The sequence below is a fragment of the Mycobacterium sp. SMC-8 genome (assembly GCF_025263565.1).
Taxonomy (GTDB): Bacteria; Actinomycetota; Actinomycetes; order Mycobacteriales; family Mycobacteriaceae; genus Mycobacterium.
The window spans coordinates 2973116-2995165 of the sequence record NZ_CP079865.1; the positions used below are offsets into that span (position 1 = coordinate 2973116).

A 22050-nucleotide genomic window follows, 5' to 3' on the forward strand; every position below is an offset into this window, starting at 1 on the left:
GCCACGTGGAATGCGATTTCGGCGGGAGTCAGAGGGCGATCCAGCCGAGGTTGGGGGAGCCGATGCTGCCCATCCACAACCGGCCGCCGCCCTCGACCAGGCCGGTCACCATGCTGAATCGGGGATGGGTGGTGCGCATGCCCGCGACGGCCTGCCCGCTGTCGGGATCGAACGCCACCACCCACACCACAGCCTTCGGCTTGGGTTGCAATCGGGAGGGTAACCGCCACAGCGCCTTTCGGAGGATGGGCGGGCCGGCCGCGAGCCGGTCGGCCAACGGGTTGGCCGGGGTCACCATCGCACACCAGATGCGGCCGTTCGCGCCGGTGGACAGATTGTCCGGCATCGCCGGCAGATTCACCGCCAACGGTGTCACAGTGCCGGCTTTCGGCCCGGTCAGCCAGTACTTCGACAGCCGGCGGCCCTGGGTCTCGGCGAACACCAATGCCGAGCCGTCGGCGGTCGGCGTCAACCCGTTCGCGAAGTACAGCCCGTCGACGAGCGTGGTGACCGTGCCGTCGGGGTCAAGTCGGTGCAGCGCCCCGCGGCCGCGGGCCTCCAGGATCGCCCCGAGGTAGTCACCCACGGTGAAGGCCGATGTGGACTCCGTGAAATAAACTGTGCCGTCGGCTGTTTCAGTGACGTTCGAGCAGAAGATGAGCCGACGTCCGTCGATCGAATCCACCAGTGTCTCGACGGGCCCGCTCATGGTGTCGACGGCCAGCAGTCCGCGCGGGCTGTCGGCCACCAGCTATCGTCCGTCGCCGCCGAACGCCAGTCCCAGCGGGCGGCCACCGGTGTTCGAGACCACCTCGGGTGAGGTTCCGTCGGGCCGCAGCGCCACGATGCCGCCGTCCAGCGCGCCGGTCCACAGATTGCCGTCGGCGTCGACGACGACGTCCTCCGGTTCGCCGCCCGGCACCGGCACCAGCGTGAGATCGGCGGGCCCGAACTCCGGCAGCGGTTGTACCGGCGGCGGCTGCCACCGCACCGGGTCGATCGACGGCTTCGGCGTCTGCATCATGCCGACCTTAGCGTCCGGACCTGGAAAGGTGCGCAGCGAGAACCTCGGCCGAAATCGCATTCCACGCGGTTCCTCCTCGGGATGTGCCGCGTGGAATGCGATTTCGGCGCGGCGGTTTACATACGGGCCGACGCCTCGCCGAGCACGCCGCGCAGCACGTCGTAGATCGCGTCGAACTCGGCCTGCCCGGAGATCAGCGGCGGGGCCAGCTGCACCACTGGGTCGCCGCGGTCGTCGGCACGGCAGTACAGGCCGGCCTCCCACAGCGCCGGGGTGAGGAAGCCACGCAGCAGCCGCTCGGACTCCTCGTCGTTGAACGTCTCCTTGGTGGCCTTGTCCTTGACCAGCTCGATGCCGTAGAAGTAGCCCTCGCCGCGGACGTCGCCCACGATCGGCAGGTCCAGCAGCTGCTCCAGCGTCGCGCGGAACGCCGGTGCGTTCTGCTTGACGCGGTCGTTGAGCCCTTCACGCTCGAAGATGTCGAGGTTGGCCAACGCCACCGCCGAGGACACCGGGTGCCCGCCGAAGGTGTAGCCGTGCCCGAACACGGTCTGGCCGTCGTTGAACGGTTCGAACAGCCGGTCGCTGGCGATCATCGCGCCGATCGGGGAGTAGCCCGACGTCAAGCCCTTGGCGCAGGTGATGATGTCCGGTACGTAGTTGAAGTCGTTGCACGCGAACATCGAACCGATGCGCCCGTAGGCGCAGATCACCTCGTCGGAGACCAGCAAGACGTCGTACTCGTCGCAGATCTCGCGGACCCGCTCGAAGTACCCGGGCGGAGGCGGGAAGCAGCCGCCCGCGTTCTGCACCGGCTCGAGGAAGACGGCGGCGACGGTGTCTGGCCCCTCGAATTCGATGGCCTCGGCGATCCGGTCGGCGCAGTAGCGGCCGAAAACCTTTTCGTCGTGCGCATATTCGGCGGGCGCACGGTAGAAGTTCGTGTTCGGCGCGCGAAACCCGCCGGGCACCAACGGCTCGAACGGCGCCTTGAACGCGGGGATGCCGGTGATGGACAGGGCGCCCTGCGGGGTGCCGTGATACGCGATCGAGCGGGACACCACCTTGTGCTTGCCCGGCTTGCCGGTCAGCTTGAAGTACTGCTTGGCCAGCTTCCACGCGCTCTCGACGGCCTCGCCGCCACCGGTGGTGAAGAACACCCGGTTCAGGTCCCCGGGCGCATAACCCGCCAGCCGTTCGGCCAATTCGACCGCGGTGGGGGTGGCGTAAGACCACAGCGGAAAGAACGCCAACTGCTCGGCCTGCTTGGCGGCGGCCTCGGCGAGCTCCTTGCGACCGTGGCCGACCTGGACCACAAACAGGCCCGAAAGGCCGTCGATGTACTTGCGGCCCTTGTCGTCGAAGATGTGCACACCCTCGCCGCGGGTGATGATCGGAGGGGTGATACCTGCGCCGTGGCGGGCGAAGTGACCCCACAGGTGGCGGTTGGCCTTGGCGGCCAGCTCGGTGCCCGCCTTCTGTTCGGTTTCAGAAATGATCGTCATCGTGTACCCCAATTGTATTGCTGCTTAACAAGTTTCAGATAAACAAGGGTTTCGGTGGATATCACTCCCGGTATGGCGCGGATCTGCGTGTTCAGCAGTTCCAGTAAATGGTCGTCGTCTTCGCAGACGACCTCGGCGATGGCGTCGAACGAGCCGGCGGTCAGCACGACGTAGTCGACCGATTCCATCGTGGCGAGCTTCTCGGCGATCTTGGTGGTGTCCCCGGTGCACTTGATACCGATCATCGCCTGTCGGGCGAATCCCAGTTGCATGGGATCGGTGACGGCGACGATCTGCATCACCCCGGCGTCGACCATGCGCTGCACCCGCTGACGCACCGCGGCCTCGGACAGGCCGACGGCCTTCCCGATCCCGGCGTACGAACGGCGGCCGTCCTGCTGCAGCTTCTCGATGATCGCCTTGGACAGTTCGTCGAGCTGGAAGGCGGCACCCGGGCGAGACTCGTTCACGCGGAACGAGACAGGGCCGACGGCATGCGGTATCCCCAGGTTAGCCATGTGAGTGATTGTGCACGGAATCCGTCGTCACAGGCAACCATCACCATGAAATCACGCGTATCAAGCCGCTCACGATGCAGTAATGCGTAGCTTCGACGCGGCGGGCGCGATAGCGTTGACGCCATGACCACAGTTTCCTCCCCGCCCGTCCTGGCAGGCAGCTGGATCGACGGAGCCCCCGTCAATACGCGGGGACCGGCTCATCACGTGATCAACCCCGCGACCGGCGCGCCCGTGGCCGAATACGCGTTGGCTCAGCCCGGCGACGTCGACGCCGCCGTCGCCTCGGCGCGCGCCGCGCTGCGCGGCTGGTCCACAGCCACCCCGGCCGAGCGGTCGGCCGTGCTGGCCAGGCTCGCCAAACTGGCCGACGAGGCCACCGCGGACCTGGTCGCCGAGGAGGTCAGCCAAACCGGCAAACCCGTGCGGCTGGCCACCGAATTCGACGTGCCCGGCAGCGTCGACAACATCGACTTCTTCGCCGGGGCGGCCCGCCACCTCGAAGGCAAGGCCTCCGCGGAGTACTCAGGTGATCACACCTCCTCGATCCGGCGCGAGGCCGTCGGCGTGGTCGCCACCATCACCCCGTGGAACTACCCGCTGCAGATGGCGGTGTGGAAAGTGCTGCCGGCGCTGGCCGCGGGCTGCTCCGTGGTGATCAAGCCCGCCGAGATCACCCCGCTCACCACGCTGACGCTGGCCCGGCTGGCGGTCGAGGCGGGACTGCCGCCGGGGGTGTTCAACGTCGTGACCGGGTCCGGAGCCGACGTCGGCACCGCGCTGGCGGGGCATGCGGGCGTCGACATGGTGACGTTCACCGGTTCGACGCCGGTGGGACGCAAGGTCATGGTGGCGGCGGCCGCACACGGCCATCGCACACAGCTGGAGCTGGGTGGCAAGGCCCCGTTCGTGGTGTTCGACGATGCCGATCTGGACGCCGCGATCCAGGGTGCGGTCGCGGGTGCGCTGATCAACACCGGCCAGGACTGCACGGCCGCGACGCGGGCAATCGTCGCGCAGCCGCTGTACGACGACTTCGTCGCCGGGGTGGCCGAGGTGATGGGCAAGGTGGTGGTCGGTGATCCCCACGACCCCGACACCGACCTGGGGCCGCTGATCACGCTCGCGCACCGGGCGAAGGTCGCCGGCATGGTCGAGCGGGCGCCCGGGGAGGGCGGACGGATCGTGACGGGCGGGGTGGCCCCGGACGGCCCCGGGTCGTTCTACCGGCCGACGCTGATCGCCGACGTGTCGGAGTCGTCCGAGGTGTGGCGCGACGAGATCTTCGGGCCGGTGCTGGCGGTGCGTTCGTTCACCGACGACGACGACGCTCTTCGGCAGGCCAATGACACGGCCTATGGCCTGGCGGCGTCGGCGTGGACGCGTGATGTGTACCGCGCGCAGCGGGCGTCACGCGAGATCCATGCCGGCTGCGTGTGGATCAACGACCACATCCCGATCATCTCGGAGATGCCGCATGGCGGATTCGGTGCGTCGGGCTTCGGCAAGGACATGAGCCAGTACTCGCTCGAGGAATACCTGTCGATCAAGCACGTGATGAGCGACATCACCGGCGTGGCCGACAAGGATTGGCACCGAACGATTTTCACCAAGCGCTAGGCCCCGCGGAATAGCATTCCTGGTCGCTGGCGAAGGCCGGATCGCAGCCAGGAATGCTATTCCGCGGCGGCTCAGCCGTTGGCGCCCGCGGCGCCGGGAGCGCCGCTGGGGCCCGGGGTACCGCTGCTGAAGTAGCCCCTGCCGCGTGCCCCGCCTTCACCGCCGGCGCCCCCGGCGCCGCCTGTGCCGGCGTTTGTGTCGATGGACGCGCTGCCCCCGTCGCCTCCGTTGCCGCCGTTTCCGCCGGCGCCGCCTGCGCCGGGTCCGTACAACGAGGCGGAGCCGCCGGGACCGCCAGTACCGCCTGCCCCGCCGCCCCCGCCATTTCCAGCGTGCGCATCGCCCAGCGCGGCGCCGCCGGCGCCGCCGGCCCCTCCCGCGCCGCCCGCGGCGCCGTCACTCGCGTTGATAGGGGAGAACTCGCCTTCCCCTCCGTTGCCGCCCTTCCCGCCGGTGCCGCCGTCGCCGGCTCGTCCGCCGGCGAGCGCAGCGCCGCCGACTCCGCCCGCGCCGCCTGCGCCACCGGGCCCGCCGTCGAAGTCGTTCAGGTCGCGAAGGCTCTTTGTGCCGCCGTTACCGCCGTTACCTCCGGCGCCGCCCTTGCCGGCGATGCCGTCGGGAGCCGCGGCGCCACCGTCGCCGCCTCGGCCACCCACGCCACCGCGTCGGGCATCCTGGGCGCCACCCTTGTAGCTGCCCCCGGCCCCGCCTGTGCCGCCCGCGCCGCCGGCGCCGGATGTGCCGGAGGTGCCGCCGCCCAGCGCGGTTCCGGCGACCCCGCCGTTGCCGCCTGCGCCGCCGTTGCCGCCTGCGCCGTTGGTCTCGTCGCGTCGTCCCCCGCCGCCGTCACCACCGGACGCGCCCGCGCCGCCGGCACCGCCGTTGCCGGAGTGGCCGTCACCGAAGAGGTTGCCGCCGTTACCGCCGGCGCCACCGGCACCACCTCTTCCGGCGCGTCCGCCCCACCCCCATCGGCCGGCACTTGCGCCGGCACCACCGGCGCCCCCGTCGCCGCCCTTGCCGGCGGTACCACCCGCAAGGTTCTCGGTGGAGCCGGCAGAGCCGCCCCGCCCGCCGTTTCCGCCATCTCCGCCGTCAGCATCGCCGATGCTGAACAAGCTGTCCGCGGGTCTGGCGCCTCCGGCTCCGCCGCGACCACCGGCACCTGCGTCGCCGCCGACACCGCCGTCGGGGGCGCTCCCACCGTTCCCGCCGTTGCCGCCGCGACCCCCGGATCCGCCGATTCCGGGGATGTTCCTGACGTTGAATCCCGGAATTCCGGCAGCGCCCCCGTTGGCGGCGTCCCCGCCGGTGCCACCCTTGCCTGCGACGCCACCGGCGAACGAGGCACCGCCGTTGCCGCCATTGCCGCCATCGCCCGCCGCGCCGCCGTTGCCTGAACGGCCGGAGATGTCTGAGTCCGAAGACGCGGATCCGGCATTACCTCCGGCCCCGCTCTTTCCGCCGTCGCCGCCGTGGCCCGCGATGCCGCCGCCGGACGCGGCCCCGCCGTCGCCTCCTCGGCCGCCGTCACCGCCATGTCCCCCGTTGCCTGCGGCGCTTGTGTATGGCGCTACCGGCCCCAAATCTCGCTGTGCGTCGCCCCCCTCTCCGGCTGCGCCCCCGCTACCGCCGGCGCCGGCGTTACCTGCGGTGCCTCCGTTGTAGGCGGCCCCGCCGTCGCCGCCGGCGCCTCCGCGGCCGCCATGGGCGCCGATTCCGGCGTCGTAGCTGGTAATGCCGCCGATCGCCCGGTCGGCGTCGGCGCCCGAGCCCCCTTTACCGCCTGACCCGCCGACCGCACCGAGGCCGCCTGCGCCGCCGGTACCGCCGCTGCCGGCAGCGCCGCCCTTTCCGCCCACACCGCCGTCACCGCCCGCGCCGCCGCTGCCGGAGACGAACTGGAGGCCGGCGACGGCGGCGGGGTAGATACCGGAGCGGCCGTCTCCTCCATTGCCGCCGTTGCCACCGGCTCCGCCCTTGCCGCCGTTACCGTTCCGGCCGCCGGCTGCACTGTTGCCGCCCGCACCGCCCGCCCCTCCGGCACCTCCGGCGAAGCCCGAGCCACTGACCGCGCCGCTGTTCTGTGTGCCGTTCGCGCCTGCGCTTCCGGAACCGCCGTCACCTCCTCTGCCGCCGCGGCCGGCATTTCCGGCCGTGCTTGCAGCGCCGGCACCGGTACCTGCGTTGCCGCCGGTGCCTGCGTTGCCGCCGTTTCCACCTGCGCCGCCGTTGAAGCCTGCGCCACCGGTGTTGCTGCCTGCGCGGCTGCCCTTACCGCCGTCGCCGCCGCTGGCGGCTGCGCCGCCTCGCCCGTTGACGCCCCCCACACCGGCCTTTCCGCCGTTGCCGCCGTTTCCACCTGCGCCACCGGCGAATCCGTTACTCCCGGCCTGTCCGTTGCCGACGGCGGCGCCGTCCGCGCCGTCACTGCCGTCGGCGCCGCCGCCGCCATCACCGCCGTTACCGGAGTTGCCGGTGAGCCCCGCGGCGCCCGCGCCAGCACCAGCCTTCCCGCCGTCGCCGGCGTCACCGCCGTCGCCGCCGGAGCCACCGTTGAGGCCGGCTCCGCCCATGTGCGTGCCCGCTCGGCCACCACTGCCGCCGTAGCCGCCGTTGCCACCACGGCCGCCGTCGCCGTTGACACCGCCCACCCCCGCTGCGCCGCCGGTGCCGCCGTTTCCACCTGTGCCACCGGCGAATCCGTTGTTCCCGATCCTTGCCGGGATGGCATTCGCGCCGTAGCTGCCGTTACCGCCGTTGCCGCCGGTTCCACCGGTGCCCGCGTTTCCGGTCAGTCCCGTTGCGCCGGAGCCGGTTCCGGCGCTGCCTCCCGCTCCTGCGGCACCTCCTGCACCTCCGTCGCCGCCGTTGAAGCCTGCGCCACCGATGTGGTAGCCGGCATTGCTGCCGTTGCCGCCCGTGCCCCCGGTGCCGCCTTCGCCTCCATGACCGTTGGTGCCTCCGATTCCCGCTTCGCCGCCGGCCCCGCCGTTTCCGCCTGCGCCGCCGGCGTATCCGGGGTTGCCGTCCTTGCCTGCGGCAATCCAGTCCCCGTTGTCGCCGCCGCTTCCGGCGCCGCCGTTTCCGCCGTTACCCCCGTTGCCCGCGTTTCCGACGAGTCCGGTTGCGCCGAAGCCACTTCCGGCGTTACCGCCGGCTCCTGCGGCACCCCCTGCGCCTCCGTCACCACCTCGAAAACCGGTCGCGCCGGCGTGCGTGCCGGCACGGCTGCCGTCGCCCCCCCGGCCGCCCTCGCCGCCCTGTCCGCCGTTGCCGTTGACGCCGCCGGTTCCGGCATTGCCGCCGTTACCTCCGGAACCTCCTGCGCCGCCGATGAATCCGGTGTTGCCGTCACGACCCTTGCCGACGGGGCGGCCATCAGCCGCGTCGCCACCGGCGCCGCCGGCGCCACCCGTTCCTCCCGTTCCGGCGTTGCCGGCGGCGGCGCCGAGGCCGCCTGCAGCGCCGCCGGTTCCGGCATTACCTCCGTTGCCTCCTGTGCCGCCGGCGATACCATCGCCGCCGAGGGTGCGGGCGTCGGCGCTGTCGCCGCCGGCACCGCCCTGGCCGCCGTTGCCGCCTTGTCCGCCGTCGCCGTGGGCGCCGCTGATGCCCGCGCCCAGCGCTGTTCCGGCGGCACCTCCCGTTCCGCCCGCACCACCGGTTGCGCCGTTGCCGCCGCGACCGCCGGCGCTGCCGGGACGCATTGCGGCGCGGGCATTTCCGCCATTGCCACCATATCCGCCCGTGCCACCCGCACCGCCGCGCCCGCCGTTGCCGGCGGCCGTACCGCCGAGCCCGCCCGCGCCGCCGGCGCCACCACCTCCGCCTATCTCGCCGGAGGCTGCGTCTTCTCCGGCATCGTCGGCGTCGTCGCCATCGAGCCCGGTGCCGCCACGGCCACCGGCACCACCCGCCCCGCCGTCGCCGAGCTCGCCGGCGTTACCGCCGGAGCCGCCTGCCCCGCCGAGACCGGCTTCCGAATCACCGGCCGCGTCGCCGCCGTTGCCGCCGTTGCCGCCAGTGCCGCCGTTGCCGATAAGAGTGCCGCCGTTTCCGCCCCGTCCGCCTGCGCCGCCGGTGCCGCCGCCGTCGCCACCGTCTCCGCCGAGACCACCCGCACCGCCGTCACCCGCTTCTCCGGCGTCGGCTCCGGCCCCGCCGATGCCTCCTGCGCCGCCGTCGCCGGTGATCGACTGCTCGCCGACGTCGCCGCCGCGTCCTCCGTCACCGCCTCGGCCGCCCGGGATCGCGGCCTCTGCTCCGTCGCCGCCGCTGCCGCCGTCACCGGCGAGTAGGCCGCCACGTCCGCCGTTGCCGCCTCGGCCGTTGTTGACCGTGGCGACTCCGTGACCGCCGTTGCCGCCGTTGCCGAAGAAGCCGGCGTCGCCGCCAATGCCGCCGTTGAATCCGTTGCCGCCGTTGCCGAACAGGCCGCCGTTGCCACCATTGCAGGCCAGGCCCGCGTTGCAGGTCTCGGCAGTCCAGGAGTATCCGTTGCCGATCAGCCAGCCGCCGTCGGGGTTGTCGGCGGTGCCGTTTCCGAACAGCCGGCGCACCACCTCGTCATCGTCGGCGGCAGCGTTGTAGCCCGTGAAGGTGATGTGTGATCGCTGACTGACGACGGGTGACTCGGTACGGCGATAGAACGCCCAGAGTCCCTGCAGCAGAATGGTATTGAGCGTACGCGGTTCAGGAGTGGTCTTGACGTCGAACAGTGCCACCGTGCCGGAGGGGACGTCGCGAACGGGGCGGGCGTCATGCGTGGCGCCGCCGCCGGCTTTGGGTTCGGGGGTGACGGTGGGTACCGGCCTCGCGATTGCGTTCTCTTCTGCGGCCTCCGGTTCGGCGATGGCCTCGTCGGTGTCGTCGGACGAGGCGTCGTCGGCCTCGTCGGTGTCGTCGGACGAGGCGTCGTCCCGATCCGGCGGGTCCTGATCGTCCTCCGATGTGTCGACGTCGTCCGGTTCCTCCCTGTCCTCCTCCGCGGCGTCGGTGGCGTCGGTGGTGTCGTCGGCGTCGTCCGAATCGGCCGCGGTTGCGCCGTCGGCTGCGGCGGAGTCCGGCGAATCCGACCGCGACGATGGTTCGTTCGTGCTCGACGCGTCCTCGTCGGCCCACGCAGTCGGTGCAGCAACCACCGCACCGCCCAGTCCCAACACCGCCGCCGCAGCACCGACCCGAACGACATCCATCGCCTTAGGCATTAATTTCCCCCGAGATCCCGAATTTGACTGCAGACGACGCAGTAGCTGAGCAAACGAAACTGACCTTATATGACGAGTCGGCCAGCGGAGGGAGTTACGGCTGAACAGTAGCTCTACGGTTACGACAATTCTCGATCACGAGACCTAAGCAAATTAGCTAGAAAGTCTATCCTGGACGTATTGGCGTGCGCCTGCCGTAAAGTCCGCAAGACAGTGCGGTTGCACCGCGAACGTGTACCTCCGGTAGTAGTCGCGCGCGCGAGCTACCCCACGGGTGGATGTTTGTGAGGAGTTCTGCCCCTAGGAGTCTGCTGAATTAGTGGGTTGATGGGGCGGGGCGTCTCAAGCGCTCGTCGGCGCGTGTGTGAAGTCACAGGCAGGCCGACAGATTCGGGATTGCCCCGCCGTTTGGGGCGTGGCAATCCGATGTTCGCGCCGCAAGGCCGCCGGGATGTCTGGGCTTAGGCGATGGCCCAGGTGGTGCCGGTGTGGGTCAGGCCCATGCTGATCAGGCGGCGCAGGTTCAATGCGGCGGCGCGGTGGTGCAGCCAGTGGTTGTTCTTGCTGACGCCGCGGTAGCGGACTTTGCGGTTGCCGCGGGTCAACCAGGCGATCGAGCGTTCCACCATGGGGCGGTGTTGGCGGTACTCGGCCTGCCATTCGGGTGTGCGCGCGATGGCCCGGGCGGCACGTAGGTGCGGTTCGTGTTCGCTGATGGTGAGCTTTCGCCCACGCACTGCGGTGGTGCACAGGTGCCTCAAAGCGCATGACCGGCAATGCTTTTCGAATGCGGCTCCACCGCTAGGCCCGATGGGGATGGTGTGCTCGGCCGGACACGTCACGGTACGGGCCGCGAAATCGATGGTGAAGTCATCGCTGGTGAACCCACCCGGGACCGGGGTTCTCAGCGGGAGCGGTTTGATCACGGCGACATGCTTGAGCTCGGCCAGCGTCGCCCGTGCCTGACCGGTGCCGTAGGCCGAATCGCCGAGCACCCGCACCGCCGTCGTCTCGTGTGCCAGCAGCGCCAGTCCGATGACGGCTTCGTGATTGTCTTGTCCGCTTGCCTTGGTCAGCGCGCAGTCGGTGATGATCCCGGTATCAGGTTCGACCGCGATGTGGGCCTTGTATCCGTCCTGGCGGCGATGCACCGTCTTATGGGCATGGCGGGCTTCGGGATCCACGGTAGAGATCACCCGATCACCGGCCACCTTCTGCGCGATGCGCCACTGCCCGTCGGTGCCATCAGAACCCTCGACCGGTTCGACGTCCTGGCCGGCGACCAGCGCCAACAACGACACCGCCTCAGCGGCGCGCGGGCCCAGTTCCTGGTCGGGCAGATGCCCCAGCAGCCGGTGCGCATCGCCGACCAAGGCGTCGACAAGCTGGTCGCGGGCGGTTCTGTCGTTCCAGGCGATCGCCGGTTTACCCGGATCGCTGTAATCGTGGGCGGTGCAGTAAGTGGTGATCACCTCGCCGGCCCCTGGGACTTCGCGCCCGACCCGGCGGATCGCAGCGATCAGCTGGGTTACGGTGTCCTGGGTGGACACCGCATCATCGAGCACGGTGGAGTCCAACGCTCGCCGCGTCTTTTTGGCCAACACACCGGTCTGCGCCACGACGGCCTTGACCGCCTCAAAGATCCGGTCCGGCGCCTGCGAGGCCGCCAGCCGGCGCCGCCAATAGGTCAGCGTGGTCGAGTGAAACGCCGGCGCGGTCACCGCCAACCCGCACGCGGCTTTCCAGCGCAGATCGAAGGTGACCGCGTCCACGGTCTCGCTATCAGAGAGCCCGTGCAGGGCCTGCAAGGTGATCACCGAGGCCATCACCTCGGCCGGCACGCTCGGACGCCCCCGCCGCGACGGGAAAAGATCAGCGAACATCGCCTCGGGAAACAACTCGTGGCGGTGTTCGGCCAGGAATACAAACATGCTGTCGGACTTCAGCAGATGCCCGGCAACCGACTCCGCATCCAACAGCTCACGCTGATCCTCAGAATGCCCCTGCATCCATTAATCATCTCGAGAACCCAGCCACAAACCCCGCCACCACGCCGGATTAATTCAGCAGACTCCTAGCCGTCCTCGCGCGGCACCACGATCACCGGCACGTCGACACCGGCCAAGATCCGCGCGGCCGTCGACCCCAGGAAGATCCGGCGCGGTGCGGCGAACCGGCTCGACCCCACAACCAGCAGATCGCCGTCATCCCAGCGCAATTTCTTCAACGCCGACTCCAGCGTCATGCCGTCGGCGACCAGCGACTCGATGTCCGGCGCGTCGGGCAGGGCGCGGGCGGCGAGCGCCAGGTTCTCCTCGGCGGCCTCGCGCTGCAGCGCCCGCACCTCACGCGCGCTGCCGGCCTCGGCGAGGTTCTCCGCCGACACCAGCGACAGCATCCGGATCCGCAACTCACCCGCCGAGGCCAGCGCGATCGCGAACGGTAGCGGGTTGTCGTCGCCGGGCCGGGTGGGCACCGCGACCGTCAGCTTCAAGAACCTGTCGTCGGGGTCCTCGGCGTACCCGCGCGGTGCCAGCGCCACCGGGATCGACGACGAGTGCAGCAACGCCCCGGTCACCGGGCCGATGGTGTGCCTGCCGAAGAACCCGTCGCGGGCGCCACCGACGACGATCAGATCCGAGGACTTCTGCTCGGCGAACTCGACGAGCGTCTGCGCGAACGATTCTCCGACGATCACCGACGACCCCGCGGTGACCCCGTCGGCGGCCAACGCCGCCACCGCTTTCGCGACCCACTGTTCACCGCGCTCGACGAGCAGTCGCTGATACTCCAGCCGCCCCGGGTGCCCGTCGGGCAGCTCCTCCCGCACCACGACCACCACGTCGACCTCGGCGCTGAAGGTCCTGGCCAGTGCGCTGGCCAGTGCGATGCCGTCGTCACCGGTCGGTGTCGCGAGGTATCCCACTGTCAAATGCATTGCAAGACCTGTCTTTTAGTAGATATCAAGAACCTTGACCTCGGTGCTCGCATTGAGCGTCTCACCGCGGAAGAACCGCTTGGTGCCGAAGGCGAAGCACGCCAGCATCAACGGGATGCCCAGCACCAGCATCCCGACCCCGAGCACGAACACCCCGCCCAGCGGGCCGAACGCGGTGTAGCCGTAGTCGGGCTGGATCATGTCATAGGCGCTCTGGAAGAACGCCCACGTCATCGCCAGCGCCCCGAGGAGCGGAAAAACCCCGCGGAAGAACAGGTTTCGCGTCGAACTGAACACCGAGCGACGGAAGTACCATACGCAGGCGTAGGCGGTGATGCCGTAGTAGAACGCGACGGCCAGGCCCAGGGACGCCACCGAGTCGGCCAGTGCGTTCTCCGACAGGAATGTCAGGAGCAGATAGAAGAACAGGGCCGAAGCGCCCATCACCATGGTGCCGAACGCCGGTGTCATGTACCGCGGGTGCACCGAGGCGAACCGCTTCGGAATCGCTTCATAGACCGCCATCGACAGCGTTCCGCGGGCGGTCGGCAGGATCGTGGTCTGGGTCGACGAGAGCGCCGACACCGACACCGTGAGCAGCAGCGCCGACGCCGCGATGGTGCCTGCGACCGGTTCACCGAGCACGGTGAGCACGTCGTCGGTGTTGTTCGGGTTGTTCAGCCCGATGCCCACTTCGCTGAACCCGGCGAACGACTGGATCGCGAACGCCACCAGAACATAGGTGCACACCAAGATCACCGTCGTGATCAACGCGGCGATCCCGGGGGTGCGGCCGGGATCCTTGGTCTCCTCGCCGACGGCCAGGCATGCGTCCCAACCCCAATAGATGAAGATGCACAGGATCACCGCGGCAGCGATCGACGACATGTCCAGCCCGGCGGGCCACAGCCACGACAGCTGCGGGGTGATGGCCTGCGCCCCGGCGGTGCCGGAGAACACCCGGACCAGCGCTATGACGCTGACCACGATCAGCACACCGAATTGGATCGCGATCAACACGTTCTGCACCCGCTCGCTGACCACGATGCCGCGTGCCGACAACAACGTCATCGCGATGATGAAGAACGATCCGAGAGTGACTTTCGCGAACACGTTCTCGGCGAGGTCATCGAGGCCGAGGAAATTGAACAGGTAGATCGCCGCGATCTCGGCGACGTTGGCCAGCACGATGATCGCCGAGACCGCCAGCCCCCAGCCGCCGATCCAGCCGATCCACGGTCCGAAAGCCTTGGTGCCCCAGGTGAATGTGGTGCCGCAGTCCGGGGTGTCCTGGCTCAGTTCTTTGTAGGCGAACGCGACCAGCAGCATCGGGATGAACGCCAGTAACAACATCGACGGGGCCTTCTCGCCGACGGCCAGCACGACGTATCCGAGCGTGGCTGCCAGGCTGTAGGCCGGCGCGACGGCCGCCAATCCGATGACGACGTTGCCCACCAGTCCGAGTGCCCCGGCGTGCAGGCCCTTGCCGCCCACCGCAGGGGTCGGCGGCTGCTCCTTGATAGCCATTGGCGCAATATACGGTTCGGGTGCCCGCCAGACTTCTGGTACGGCAAATTCATTGCCGCCGCTGGTCTTTGCCGCCGACGGCGCCGGTTCTAGACTCGTGCCATGACCGTCAGTGCGCGGGCCGGGGAGTTCGAGCGGCTACGGCCGCAGCTTCTCGCGGTGGCGTACCGGTTGACCGGCACGCTGGCCGATGCCGAGGACATCGTGCAGGACGCGTGGTTGCGCTGGGATGCCCACCGTGCGACGGCGATCGAGGACCTCAAGGCCTGGCTGACGACGGTGGTCAGCCGGCTCGCACTGGACCGGTTGCGCTCGGCGGCGCACCGGCGCGAGACCTACCTCGGCGAGTGGCTGCCCGAGCCGGTGGTGACCGGACTCGACGGCGCCGACCCGCTGGCCTCGGTGGTCGCCGCCGAGGACGCCCGGTTCGCGGCGATGGTGGTGCTGGAGAACCTGAGCCCGGACCAGCGGGTCGCTTTCGTGCTGCACGACGGTTTCGACGTGCCGTTCACCGAGATCGCCGAGGTGCTGGGATCGTCGGCGGCATCGGCGCGCCAGCTCGCCTCCCGCGCCCGCCGCGCGGTGTCGGCCGCGCCACCGCCCGCCGCCGAACATGCCGAGGTGGTCGGAAAGCTGTTGTCGGCCATGGCTTCTGGTGAACTGAACCAGGTGGTGGAGCTGTTGCATCCGGATGTCACGTTCACCGGCGACGCCAACCGCAGGGCGCCCACCGCGGCACGGGTGATCCACGGCAGTGAGAAGGTCGCACGTTTCCTGCTCGGCCTGCAGCGGCGCTACGGCGCGCAGCGCCTGCTCGAGCGCGGCGTGCTCGGACTGGTCAACGGTGAACTCGGGCTGTACTCACCGGGCGCCGACGCCACCGACGACGGTCCCGCGATCGCGCCGCGCATCCAGGCGCTCACCGTCCACGACGGGCGGGTGGTGGCGATCTACGACATCGCCAATCCCGACAAGTTCACCGCCTCACCGCTGAGGTAGCTGCGGCTACGCCGAACCCGTCCACGGCACGCGGCACGCGTCGCCGGAGCTGAAGCCCTGCTCGGTGATCCCCAGGGCGGCGTTCATCCGGGCCCGCATGTTCTCCACGCCGATCTGGTAGGTCAGCTCGATCACCCCGTCGGCGCCGAACCGGCGACGCAGATCGGCCATCTGCTCGTCGCTGACGGTGTGCGGGTCGCCGGTCATCGCCGCGGCGTAGCCGATGGCCGCGCGCTCGTCATCGGTGAACCGCGGCGAGGTCGCGTAGTCGTCGATCTCGGTCAGCCGTGCCATGTCCAGGCCGTCGAGGCGCATCAGCATCGCGCCGAAGTCGACACACCATGAGCAGCCGATCTGCCGGGCGGTCCAGTACACGGCCAGTTCGCGCACCGCGGCGGGCAGCGTCGAGGACGCACGCTCAAGCATCCCCTCGTGCACCGCGCCGGCCAGCAACAGGCGCGGGTGGTGGGCGTAGATCGCGAACGGTTCGGGCACCTCGCCGAAGCGGCGTCTCGCGTAGCGCCACATCAACCTCGTCAGCAGCGAGGCACGGCCGGGGGGCAGGGGTTCGATACGTGTGGTCATACCTGTCAGACGACGTGCGGGTCCGATGTGTGACAGAAGACGGACGTTTCGTCCCGGCGTGTTTCCCTGCGGTGCCGTCAGGGAAGACGCTGGGGCCAAAGGCCGGCGCGGGAGCCGGCGGTGATCGAGAGAAGGCGCCGTCTGCTGCACCGAATCGCCCTGTGGGCCATTGCGGCACCTCGCCGCATCGTGGCCGTCGCAGGCCTGGTCATGGTGGCCGCGGCGGTCTTCGGCGTGCCGGTCGCCGGAAGCCTGACCGCCGGCGGCTTCCAGGATCCGACGACGGAGTCCGCGCGCGCGACCCGCACCCTCGTCGAGACCTTCGGCCGCGGCGAGATGCAGCTGCTGTTCACCGTCACCGATCCGCAGGGCGCCGACGCCCCCGCGGCCCGCGCCACCGGAGAGGACATCGCCGAGCGCCTCCGCGCCGACCCCGCCGTCATCACGGTGACCTCCCCGTGGACGGCGCCGCCCGGGCAGGCGGGCGCGCTGACCTCCGAGGACGGCCGCACCGGACTGGTGATCGCCGAACTGCGCGGCGACGAGAACGTCGCGCCCCGCCGCGCGCAGGCGCTCGTCGACGAGGTGAACGCAACGGTGGCGCCCCGCCACCAGGGCGTCACGATCCTCGCCGGCGGATCGACGATCGTCTACGCGCAGATCAACGCCCAGACCCAGCGTGACGTGCTGGTGATGGAGGCAATCGCGATCCCGCTCAGTTTCCTGGTGCTGGTCTGGGTGTTCAAGGGTCTGCTGGCCGCGGCGCTGCCGGTGGCGGTCGGAGGCCTGGCAATCGTCGCGACGATGTCGGTGCTGCGCCTCACCGCGATGGGCACCGACGTGTCGATCTTCGCGCTGAACCTGGCCACCGCGCTGGGCCTGGCGCTGGCCATCGACTACACGCTGCTCATCGTCAGCCGCTTCCGCGACGAGGTGGCCGCCGGGGCTTCCCGGGAGACGGCGCTCGTCACGACGATGACCACGGCCGGGCGCACGGTTTTGTTCTCCGCGCTGACGGTCGCGCTGTCGATGGCGACCCTTGTGGTGTTCCCGATGTACTTCCTGAAGTCGTTCGCCTACGCCGGCGTCGCGACCGTCGCTCTGTGCGCCGCCGCCGCCATTCTGGTCACCCCGGCCGCGATCATGCTCGCCGGCGACCGGCTCGACGCGTTCGACGTGCGCCGTCTGGTCCGGCGGGCCCCGGCGTACGACGGCCCGCCGCAGCAGAAGTTCTGGTACCGCTCGACGAAGTTCGTCATCGCGCGGGCGGTGCCGGTGGGGCTGGCCGGTGCTGCACTGCTGATCAGTCTGGGACTGCCGTTCCTCGGGGTGTCGTGGGGTCTGGCCGATGACCGCGTGCTGCCCGCGTCGGCGTCGGCGCATCAGGTCGGGGACATGCTGCGCACCCAGTTCAGCGACAGTTCGGAGGCCGCGGTGACGGTGGTCGTGCCCGAAACGGCGGGGCTGGCGCCGCAGGACTTCGACCGCTACGCCGTGGCGGCGTCGGCGATCGCGGACGTGTCCCTGGTCAGCGCGCCGACGGGCACCTACGCCGACGGCCGCAGGGTCGGTCCGCCCACCGGCGCGGCCGGAGAGCGCAACGGCGCGGCGTTTCTGACCGTCGGCAGCACCGCACCGTCGTTCTCGGCGCAGTCCGAACGGCAGCTCGACGCGCTGCGCGCCCTCGGCGGGCCCGGTGGCCGCGCCGTCGACATGACCGGCCTCGCGGCGATCAACTCCGACAGCGTCGCGTCCATCACCGCGCGGTTGCCGATCGTGCTGGGCGCCATCGCGGCGATCACGTTCGTATTGCTGTTCCTGCTGACCGGAAGCGTCGTGCTGCCGGTCAAGGCACTGGTGCTCAACGCGCTGTCGCTGTCGGCGGCCTTCGGCGCGATGGTGTGGATCTTCCAGGACGGCCACCTCGGCGCCCTCGGCACGACGCCGACGGGAACGCTCGTGGTCAACATGCCGGTGCTGTTGTTCTGCATCGCGTTCGGCCTGTCCATGGACTACGAGGTCTTTCTGATCGCACGCATCCGGGAGTTCTGGCTCGCCAGCGGACGCACGCGCGAGGACAATGACGAAAGCGTGGCGCTCGGTCTGGCGCATACCGGTCGGGTGGTCACCGCCGCGGCGCTGATCATGTCGATCTCGTTCGGCGCACTCATCGCGGCCCAGGTGTCGTTCATGCGGATGTTCGGCCTCGGTCTGATGGTCGCGGTGCTGATCGACGCGACGCTGGTGCGGATGGTGCTGCTGCCGGCGCTGATGCATCTGATGGGCCGCTGGAACTGGTGGTCGCCCGAGCCGCTGGCCCGGTGGCACGGGCGTGTCACGGCAGGTCGCCGTCCTGCCGGTCGGCACGCGATGGGGCAGGTGGGGCGCCGGTCGGCGGTGGCGGAATAGACGGTGCCGAAATAAATGACGAATCCGACCCATCCGCCTCGGTGGCGGCTTCGAATGGAAGGCAGGCGTGGGTCGAGATGAGGAGGGGTCGGGCTTGAGCAGGGCAGAGAGTGCCGGCGTGCAGCTGGCGGAGCCGGGCCTGAGGGTCTGGCGTGACAACGTCCGTACCGCGGTGCGCGAACATCTGGAGACGTTCGTGCGCGGCGAATGTGTGGGCCGGCTGGACGGGGCCGGTGTCGACGTCGCCGGTGACCTGTTGTGCGGGTTCCTCGACGGCGGCAAGTATGTGCGTTCGACGTTCATGTACCTGGGTTGGTTGTGCGGCGCCGGTGAGGACGACGCGGCGCTGCGCGCGTCGGCCAGCCTGGAGTTGCTGCACACCTTCGCGCTGATCCAGGACGACGTGATGGACAACTCCACGCTGCGGCGGGCCCGGCCCACCGCGCACGTGGTGTTCGGCCGCTGGCACCGCGACCGCGGGCTGGCCGGTTCGGCGAGCCGGTTCGGCGAGTCCGCAGCGATCCTGCTCGGCGATCTGTGTCTGGTGTGGGCCGAGGAGATGTTGCGGCGCAGCGGGATCGGCGCCGACGCGCTGGCCCGGGTGCTGCCGCGCTACGACGACATGCGCACCGAGCTCGCCGTCGGTCAACTGTCCGATCTGCTCAACAGCTGCCAGACCTTCCCGACCCTTCCGGAGGTGCTCGACGTGCTCCGCCGCAAGTCCGGCAACTACACCGTGCGCCGTCCGCTCGAGCTCGGCGCCGCGATGGCCGGCTGCGACGCCGAGGTGTCCGATGCGCTGTCCCGCTACGGCGCGGCGATCGGGGAGGCGTTCCAGTTGCGTGACGACATCCTCGGCGTATTCGGAACTCCTTCCCTGACAGGAAAACCCGCGCGCAGTGACATGGAGGAGGGCAAGGCCACCAGTGTCATCGTCGCGGCCTACGAACTGGCCGGTCCGAGGTTGCGACATCAGCTCGCCGAGCTGATGAGCAGCCCGCAGGTCGACGCCGCGGACGTGGAGCGGTGGCGCACCCTGATCGTGGCCAGCGGCGCCGTCCAGTGGATCGAGGAGCAGATCGCCCAGCGCCACGACGCGGCGCTGCGCTTCCTCGACGGTGTCGCGATCCCCGACACCCCGCGCGCCGCGCTGGCCGAGATGGCCGTCGCCTGCACCCAGCGGGCCGCCTGATGCGGGCGCTCAGCGGGAAGACCGATCACATCGTCGTGGTCGGCGCCGGACTGTCCGGATTGTCGGCGGCACTGCAGCTGGCCGGCCGCGGCCGCCGAGTCACCGTGCTGGAACGCGGTGAACACCCCGGCGGACGGGTGGGCCGGGCCGACGTCCTCGGGTACCGGCTCGACACCGGACCGACCGTGCTGACCATGCCCGACATCATCGACGAGGCGTTCGCCGCCGTCGGCGAGTCGTTGGCCGACTGCCTGCCGATGGACCCCGTGCACCCGGCCTATCACGCCAAGTTCGCCGACGGCAGCGCGCTGCAGGTGCACACCGACGCCGCCGCGATGGCCACGGAGGTCGAACGGTTCGCCGGTCGTGCCGAAGCCGACGGCTATCTGCGGCTGCGGGACTGGCTGACCCGGCTGTACCGCACCGAATTCGACGGCTTCATCGCCAACAACTTCGACTCGCCGCTGTCTCTGCTGACCCCGTCCCTGGCACGTCTGGTCGCGCTCGGAGGGTTCCGCCGCTGGGAATCGGTGGTGCGCCGGTTCCTGCACGACGAACGCCTGCTGCGGGTGTTCACCTTCCAGGCCCTCTACGCCGGTGTTCCGCCGCAGAGCGCGCTGGCCGTCTACGCGGTGATCGCCTACATGGACACCGTCGCCGGGGTGTACTTCCCGCGCGGCGGCATGCGGGCGCTGCCCGACGCCATGGCCACCGCCGCCACCCGCGCCGGGGTTGACTTCGTCTACGGCGCAACGGTTTCCGACCTGGAGTTCACCGGGTCCCGCGCGAGCGCGGTGCGCACGTCAGGTGGTGAGCGGGTGCCGGCCGACGCGGTCGTGCTGACCACCGAGCTGCCCGACACCTACCGGTTGATCGGCCGCACACCGCGGCGGCCGCTGCGGCTGCGTCCCGCGCCGTCGGCCGTGGTCGCCCACGTCGGCTGCAAGGCCGTCGGCGATCGCGCCGGTCACCACACGATCCTGTTCGGCGATGCATGGACGCAGACCTTCCGCGACATCATCGACGACGGGCGTGTGATGGGGGATCCGTCGCTGCTGGTCACCCGGCCCACCGCGGGCGATCCGTCGCTGGCCCCGGCCGGCCGCGACCTGCTCTACGTGCTGGCCCCCGCGCCTAACACCGACATCGGCACTCTCGACTGGGACACCGCGGGAGCCGGTTACGTCGAACAGATGTTGTCGGCGGTGCGTGAGCGGATGCCCGGGGTCGGAGACGACGCCGAGCTGTTGCACGTCGTGACCCCGGCCGACTGGCGCCGGCAGGGGATGGCCGCGGGAACTCCGTTCGCGTTGGCGCACACCTTCTCTCAGACCGGGCCGTTCCGGCCGGCCAACACCGTGCGCGGCATCGACAACGTCGTGCTGGCCGGTTCCTCCACCGTTCCCGGTGTCGGGGTTCCGACCGCGATCCTGTCCGGCCGCCTCGCCGCCGACCGGATCACCGGTATCCCCGCCCGCCATCTCACCTCGGAGGTCAACCGCTGATGATCAAGACCGAGCTCGACGCCGCAGGTGTGCGCGACCCCGAATTGCGCGACGCCTATCGGCAGTGCCGCACCATCAACGCTCAGCACGGCAAGACGTTCTACCTGGCGACCCGCCTGCTGGCGCCCAAGCAGCGTCCCGCGGTGCACGCGCTGTACGGATTCGCCCGCGTCGCCGACGACATCCTCGACGACCTGGCCGGCACGGAGACCATCGAACAGCGCGCCGAGCGGCTGCAGCAGCTGTCGACCCGGCTGTTCCACTGCCTGGTCGACGAGAAGTCCTGTGACGGCGATCCGGTGCTGACGGCGGTGGTGCACACCGCGCGCAACTACGACATCGGCTGGGACCTGTTCGACGATTTCCTGGCGTCGATGCGGATGGACCTCACGGTGACCGATTATCCCGACCGGGCGGCCCTGGAGCGCTACATGTACGGCTCGGCTGAGGTGATCGGTCTGCAGATGTTGCCGGTGCTCGGCACCGTGGTCCCGCGCGAGGAGTCCGCGCCGTATGCCGCCGCACTCGGCAAGGCGTTCCAGCTGACCAACTTCCTGCGCGACGTCGACGAGGACCTCACCCGAGGCCGGGTGTATCTGCCGGCCGACGAACTGGCCGCGCACGGTGTGGACCGCGACCTGCTGCTGTGGTGCCAGGCCAACCGGCGCACCGACGGGCGGGTGCGCGCCGCGCTGGCCGAACAGCACGCCATCGCCCGGCAGGTGTACGACCAGGCCCGGCCCGGGATAGCCACGCTGGCGCCGCCGTCGCGTCCGTGCGTCTCGGCCGCGCTGACGCTGTACTCCGACATCTTGTCGCGCATCGAGGCGATCGACTTCGAAATCTTCGGTCGGCGTGCGACGGTGGGCAAGCCACGACGATTGGCCGTCGCCGTAGCGGGCATCGGTAAGGCGTGGGTGAACCGAATGCGACTCAGGAGAGTGTGAGGGGCAGCGGTGGCGCCACGTGCCCACATCCCGGTGCCATGTTCTGCGCTCGCGCTAGCCTGCCCGCCCGA

12 protein-coding genes and 2 pseudogenes are annotated in these 22050 nt (G+C 70.1%); 6 read left to right on the top strand and 8 right to left on the bottom strand.

All coding sequences use genetic code 11. The features are described from left to right. Positions 1-28: 28 nt before the first annotated feature. The 3 genes and pseudogenes from KXD97_RS14530 to KXD97_RS14540 form a co-directional block, all read right to left on the bottom strand. Positions 29-1024, bottom strand: a pseudogene (locus KXD97_RS14530) (SMP-30/gluconolactonase/LRE family protein). A 116-nt stretch (positions 1025-1140) separates the two neighbouring features. Beyond that, positions 1141-2529, bottom strand: coding sequence for an aspartate aminotransferase family protein (locus KXD97_RS14535; RefSeq protein ID WP_260757548.1), 1389 nt, complete (start codon positions 2527-2529; stop codon positions 1141-1143). After that, entirely contained in the window at positions 2526-3047 is a 522-nt protein-coding gene (locus KXD97_RS14540) for an Lrp/AsnC family transcriptional regulator (RefSeq protein ID WP_260757549.1), read from the bottom strand. The genes KXD97_RS14535 and KXD97_RS14540 overlap by 4 nt, the downstream gene beginning before the upstream one ends. A gap of 123 nt (positions 3048-3170) precedes the next feature. Here KXD97_RS14540 and KXD97_RS14545 point away from each other — a divergent pair, with 123 nt between their 5' ends. After that, positions 3171-4667 carry a gamma-aminobutyraldehyde dehydrogenase gene (locus tag KXD97_RS14545; RefSeq protein WP_260757550.1) on the top strand — a complete coding sequence of 499 codons (1497 nt, stop codon included), beginning with the start codon at positions 3171-3173 and terminating at the stop codon, positions 4665-4667. A 71-nt stretch (positions 4668-4738) separates the two neighbouring features. On the opposite strand, the gene KXD97_RS14550 is transcribed toward KXD97_RS14545, so the two are convergent. From KXD97_RS14550 to KXD97_RS14565, 4 genes are all read right to left on the bottom strand, one after another. Next, a complete protein-coding gene (locus tag KXD97_RS14550) occupies positions 4739-9865 on the bottom strand; it encodes a PE family protein (RefSeq protein ID WP_260757551.1) in 5127 nt (1708 codons plus the stop codon). A gap of 473 nt (positions 9866-10338) precedes the next feature. After that, positions 10339-11886, bottom strand: a complete 1548-nt coding sequence (locus KXD97_RS14555) for an IS1182 family transposase (RefSeq protein WP_260753369.1) — start codon at positions 11884-11886, stop codon at positions 10339-10341. Between the two features lie 65 nt (positions 11887-11951). Continuing rightward, positions 11952-12815 carry a universal stress protein gene (locus KXD97_RS14560; RefSeq protein ID WP_260757552.1) on the bottom strand — a complete coding sequence of 288 codons (864 nt, stop codon included), beginning with the start codon at positions 12813-12815 and terminating at the stop codon, positions 11952-11954. A gap of 15 nt (positions 12816-12830) precedes the next feature. Further along, complete coding sequence (locus KXD97_RS14565) at positions 12831-14342, bottom strand: APC family permease (protein ID WP_260757553.1); 1512 nt, start codon at positions 14340-14342, stop codon at positions 12831-12833. A gap of 102 nt (positions 14343-14444) precedes the next feature. Between KXD97_RS14565 and KXD97_RS14570 the strand changes: the two genes are divergently transcribed. Further along, the gene (locus KXD97_RS14570; RefSeq protein ID WP_260757555.1) at positions 14445-15341 is read left to right on the top strand and encodes a sigma-70 family RNA polymerase sigma factor; all 897 of its coding nucleotides are present in this window, start codon (positions 14445-14447) and stop codon (positions 15339-15341) included. A 6-nt stretch (positions 15342-15347) separates the two neighbouring features. Here the strand turns inward: KXD97_RS14570 and KXD97_RS14575 are convergent. Beyond that, positions 15348-15959: pseudogene (locus KXD97_RS14575) on the bottom strand (carboxymuconolactone decarboxylase family protein); the annotation flags it as partial. Positions 15960-16067: 108 nt separating this feature from the next. Between KXD97_RS14575 and KXD97_RS14580 the strand changes: the two are divergent. From KXD97_RS14580 to KXD97_RS14595, 4 genes are all read left to right on the top strand, one after another. Then, positions 16068-18335 carry an MMPL family transporter gene (locus KXD97_RS14580; RefSeq protein ID WP_260757974.1) on the top strand — a complete coding sequence of 756 codons (2268 nt, stop codon included), beginning with the start codon at positions 16068-16070 and terminating at the stop codon, positions 18333-18335. Positions 18336-18429: 94 nt separating this feature from the next. After that, complete coding sequence (locus KXD97_RS14585; protein ID WP_396885244.1) at positions 18430-19527, top strand: polyprenyl synthetase family protein; 1098 nt, start codon at positions 18430-18432, stop codon at positions 19525-19527. After that, complete coding sequence (gene crtI / locus KXD97_RS14590) at positions 19527-21032, top strand: phytoene desaturase family protein (protein ID WP_260757557.1); 1506 nt, start codon at positions 19527-19529, stop codon at positions 21030-21032. The genes KXD97_RS14585 and crtI overlap by 1 nt, the downstream gene beginning before the upstream one ends. Next, positions 21032-21979, top strand: a complete 948-nt coding sequence (locus KXD97_RS14595) for a phytoene/squalene synthase family protein (protein ID WP_260757558.1) — start codon at positions 21032-21034, stop codon at positions 21977-21979. The genes crtI and KXD97_RS14595 overlap by 1 nt, the downstream gene beginning before the upstream one ends. Positions 21980-22050: the final 71 nt, after the last annotated feature.

Bases quoted from the DNA above. Each gene is read 5' to 3' on its own strand.
- KXD97_RS14535 (WP_260757548.1), bottom strand. From the start codon at position 2,529: ATGACGATCATTTCTGAAACCGAACAGAAGGCGGGCACCGAGCTGGCC.
- KXD97_RS14540 (WP_260757549.1), bottom strand. From the start codon at position 3,047: ATGGCTAACCTGGGGATACCGCATGCCGTCGGCCCTGTCTCGTTCCGC.
- KXD97_RS14545 (WP_260757550.1), top strand. From the start codon at position 3,171: ATGACCACAGTTTCCTCCCCGCCCGTCCTGGCAGGCAGCTGGATCGAC.
- KXD97_RS14550 (WP_260757551.1), bottom strand. From the start codon at position 9,865: ATGGATGTCGTTCGGGTCGGTGCTGCGGCGGCGGTGTTGGGACTGGGC.
- KXD97_RS14555 (WP_260753369.1), bottom strand. From the start codon at position 11,886: ATGCAGGGGCATTCTGAGGATCAGCGTGAGCTGTTGGATGCGGAGTCG.
- KXD97_RS14560 (WP_260757552.1), bottom strand. From the start codon at position 12,815: ATGCATTTGACAGTGGGATACCTCGCGACACCGACCGGTGACGACGGC.
- KXD97_RS14565 (WP_260757553.1), bottom strand. From the start codon at position 14,342: ATGGCTATCAAGGAGCAGCCGCCGACCCCTGCGGTGGGCGGCAAGGGC.
- KXD97_RS14570 (WP_260757555.1), top strand. From the start codon at position 14,445: ATGACCGTCAGTGCGCGGGCCGGGGAGTTCGAGCGGCTACGGCCGCAG.
- crtI (WP_260757557.1), top strand. From the start codon at position 19,527: ATGCGGGCGCTCAGCGGGAAGACCGATCACATCGTCGTGGTCGGCGCC.
- KXD97_RS14595 (WP_260757558.1), top strand. From the start codon at position 21,032: ATGATCAAGACCGAGCTCGACGCCGCAGGTGTGCGCGACCCCGAATTG.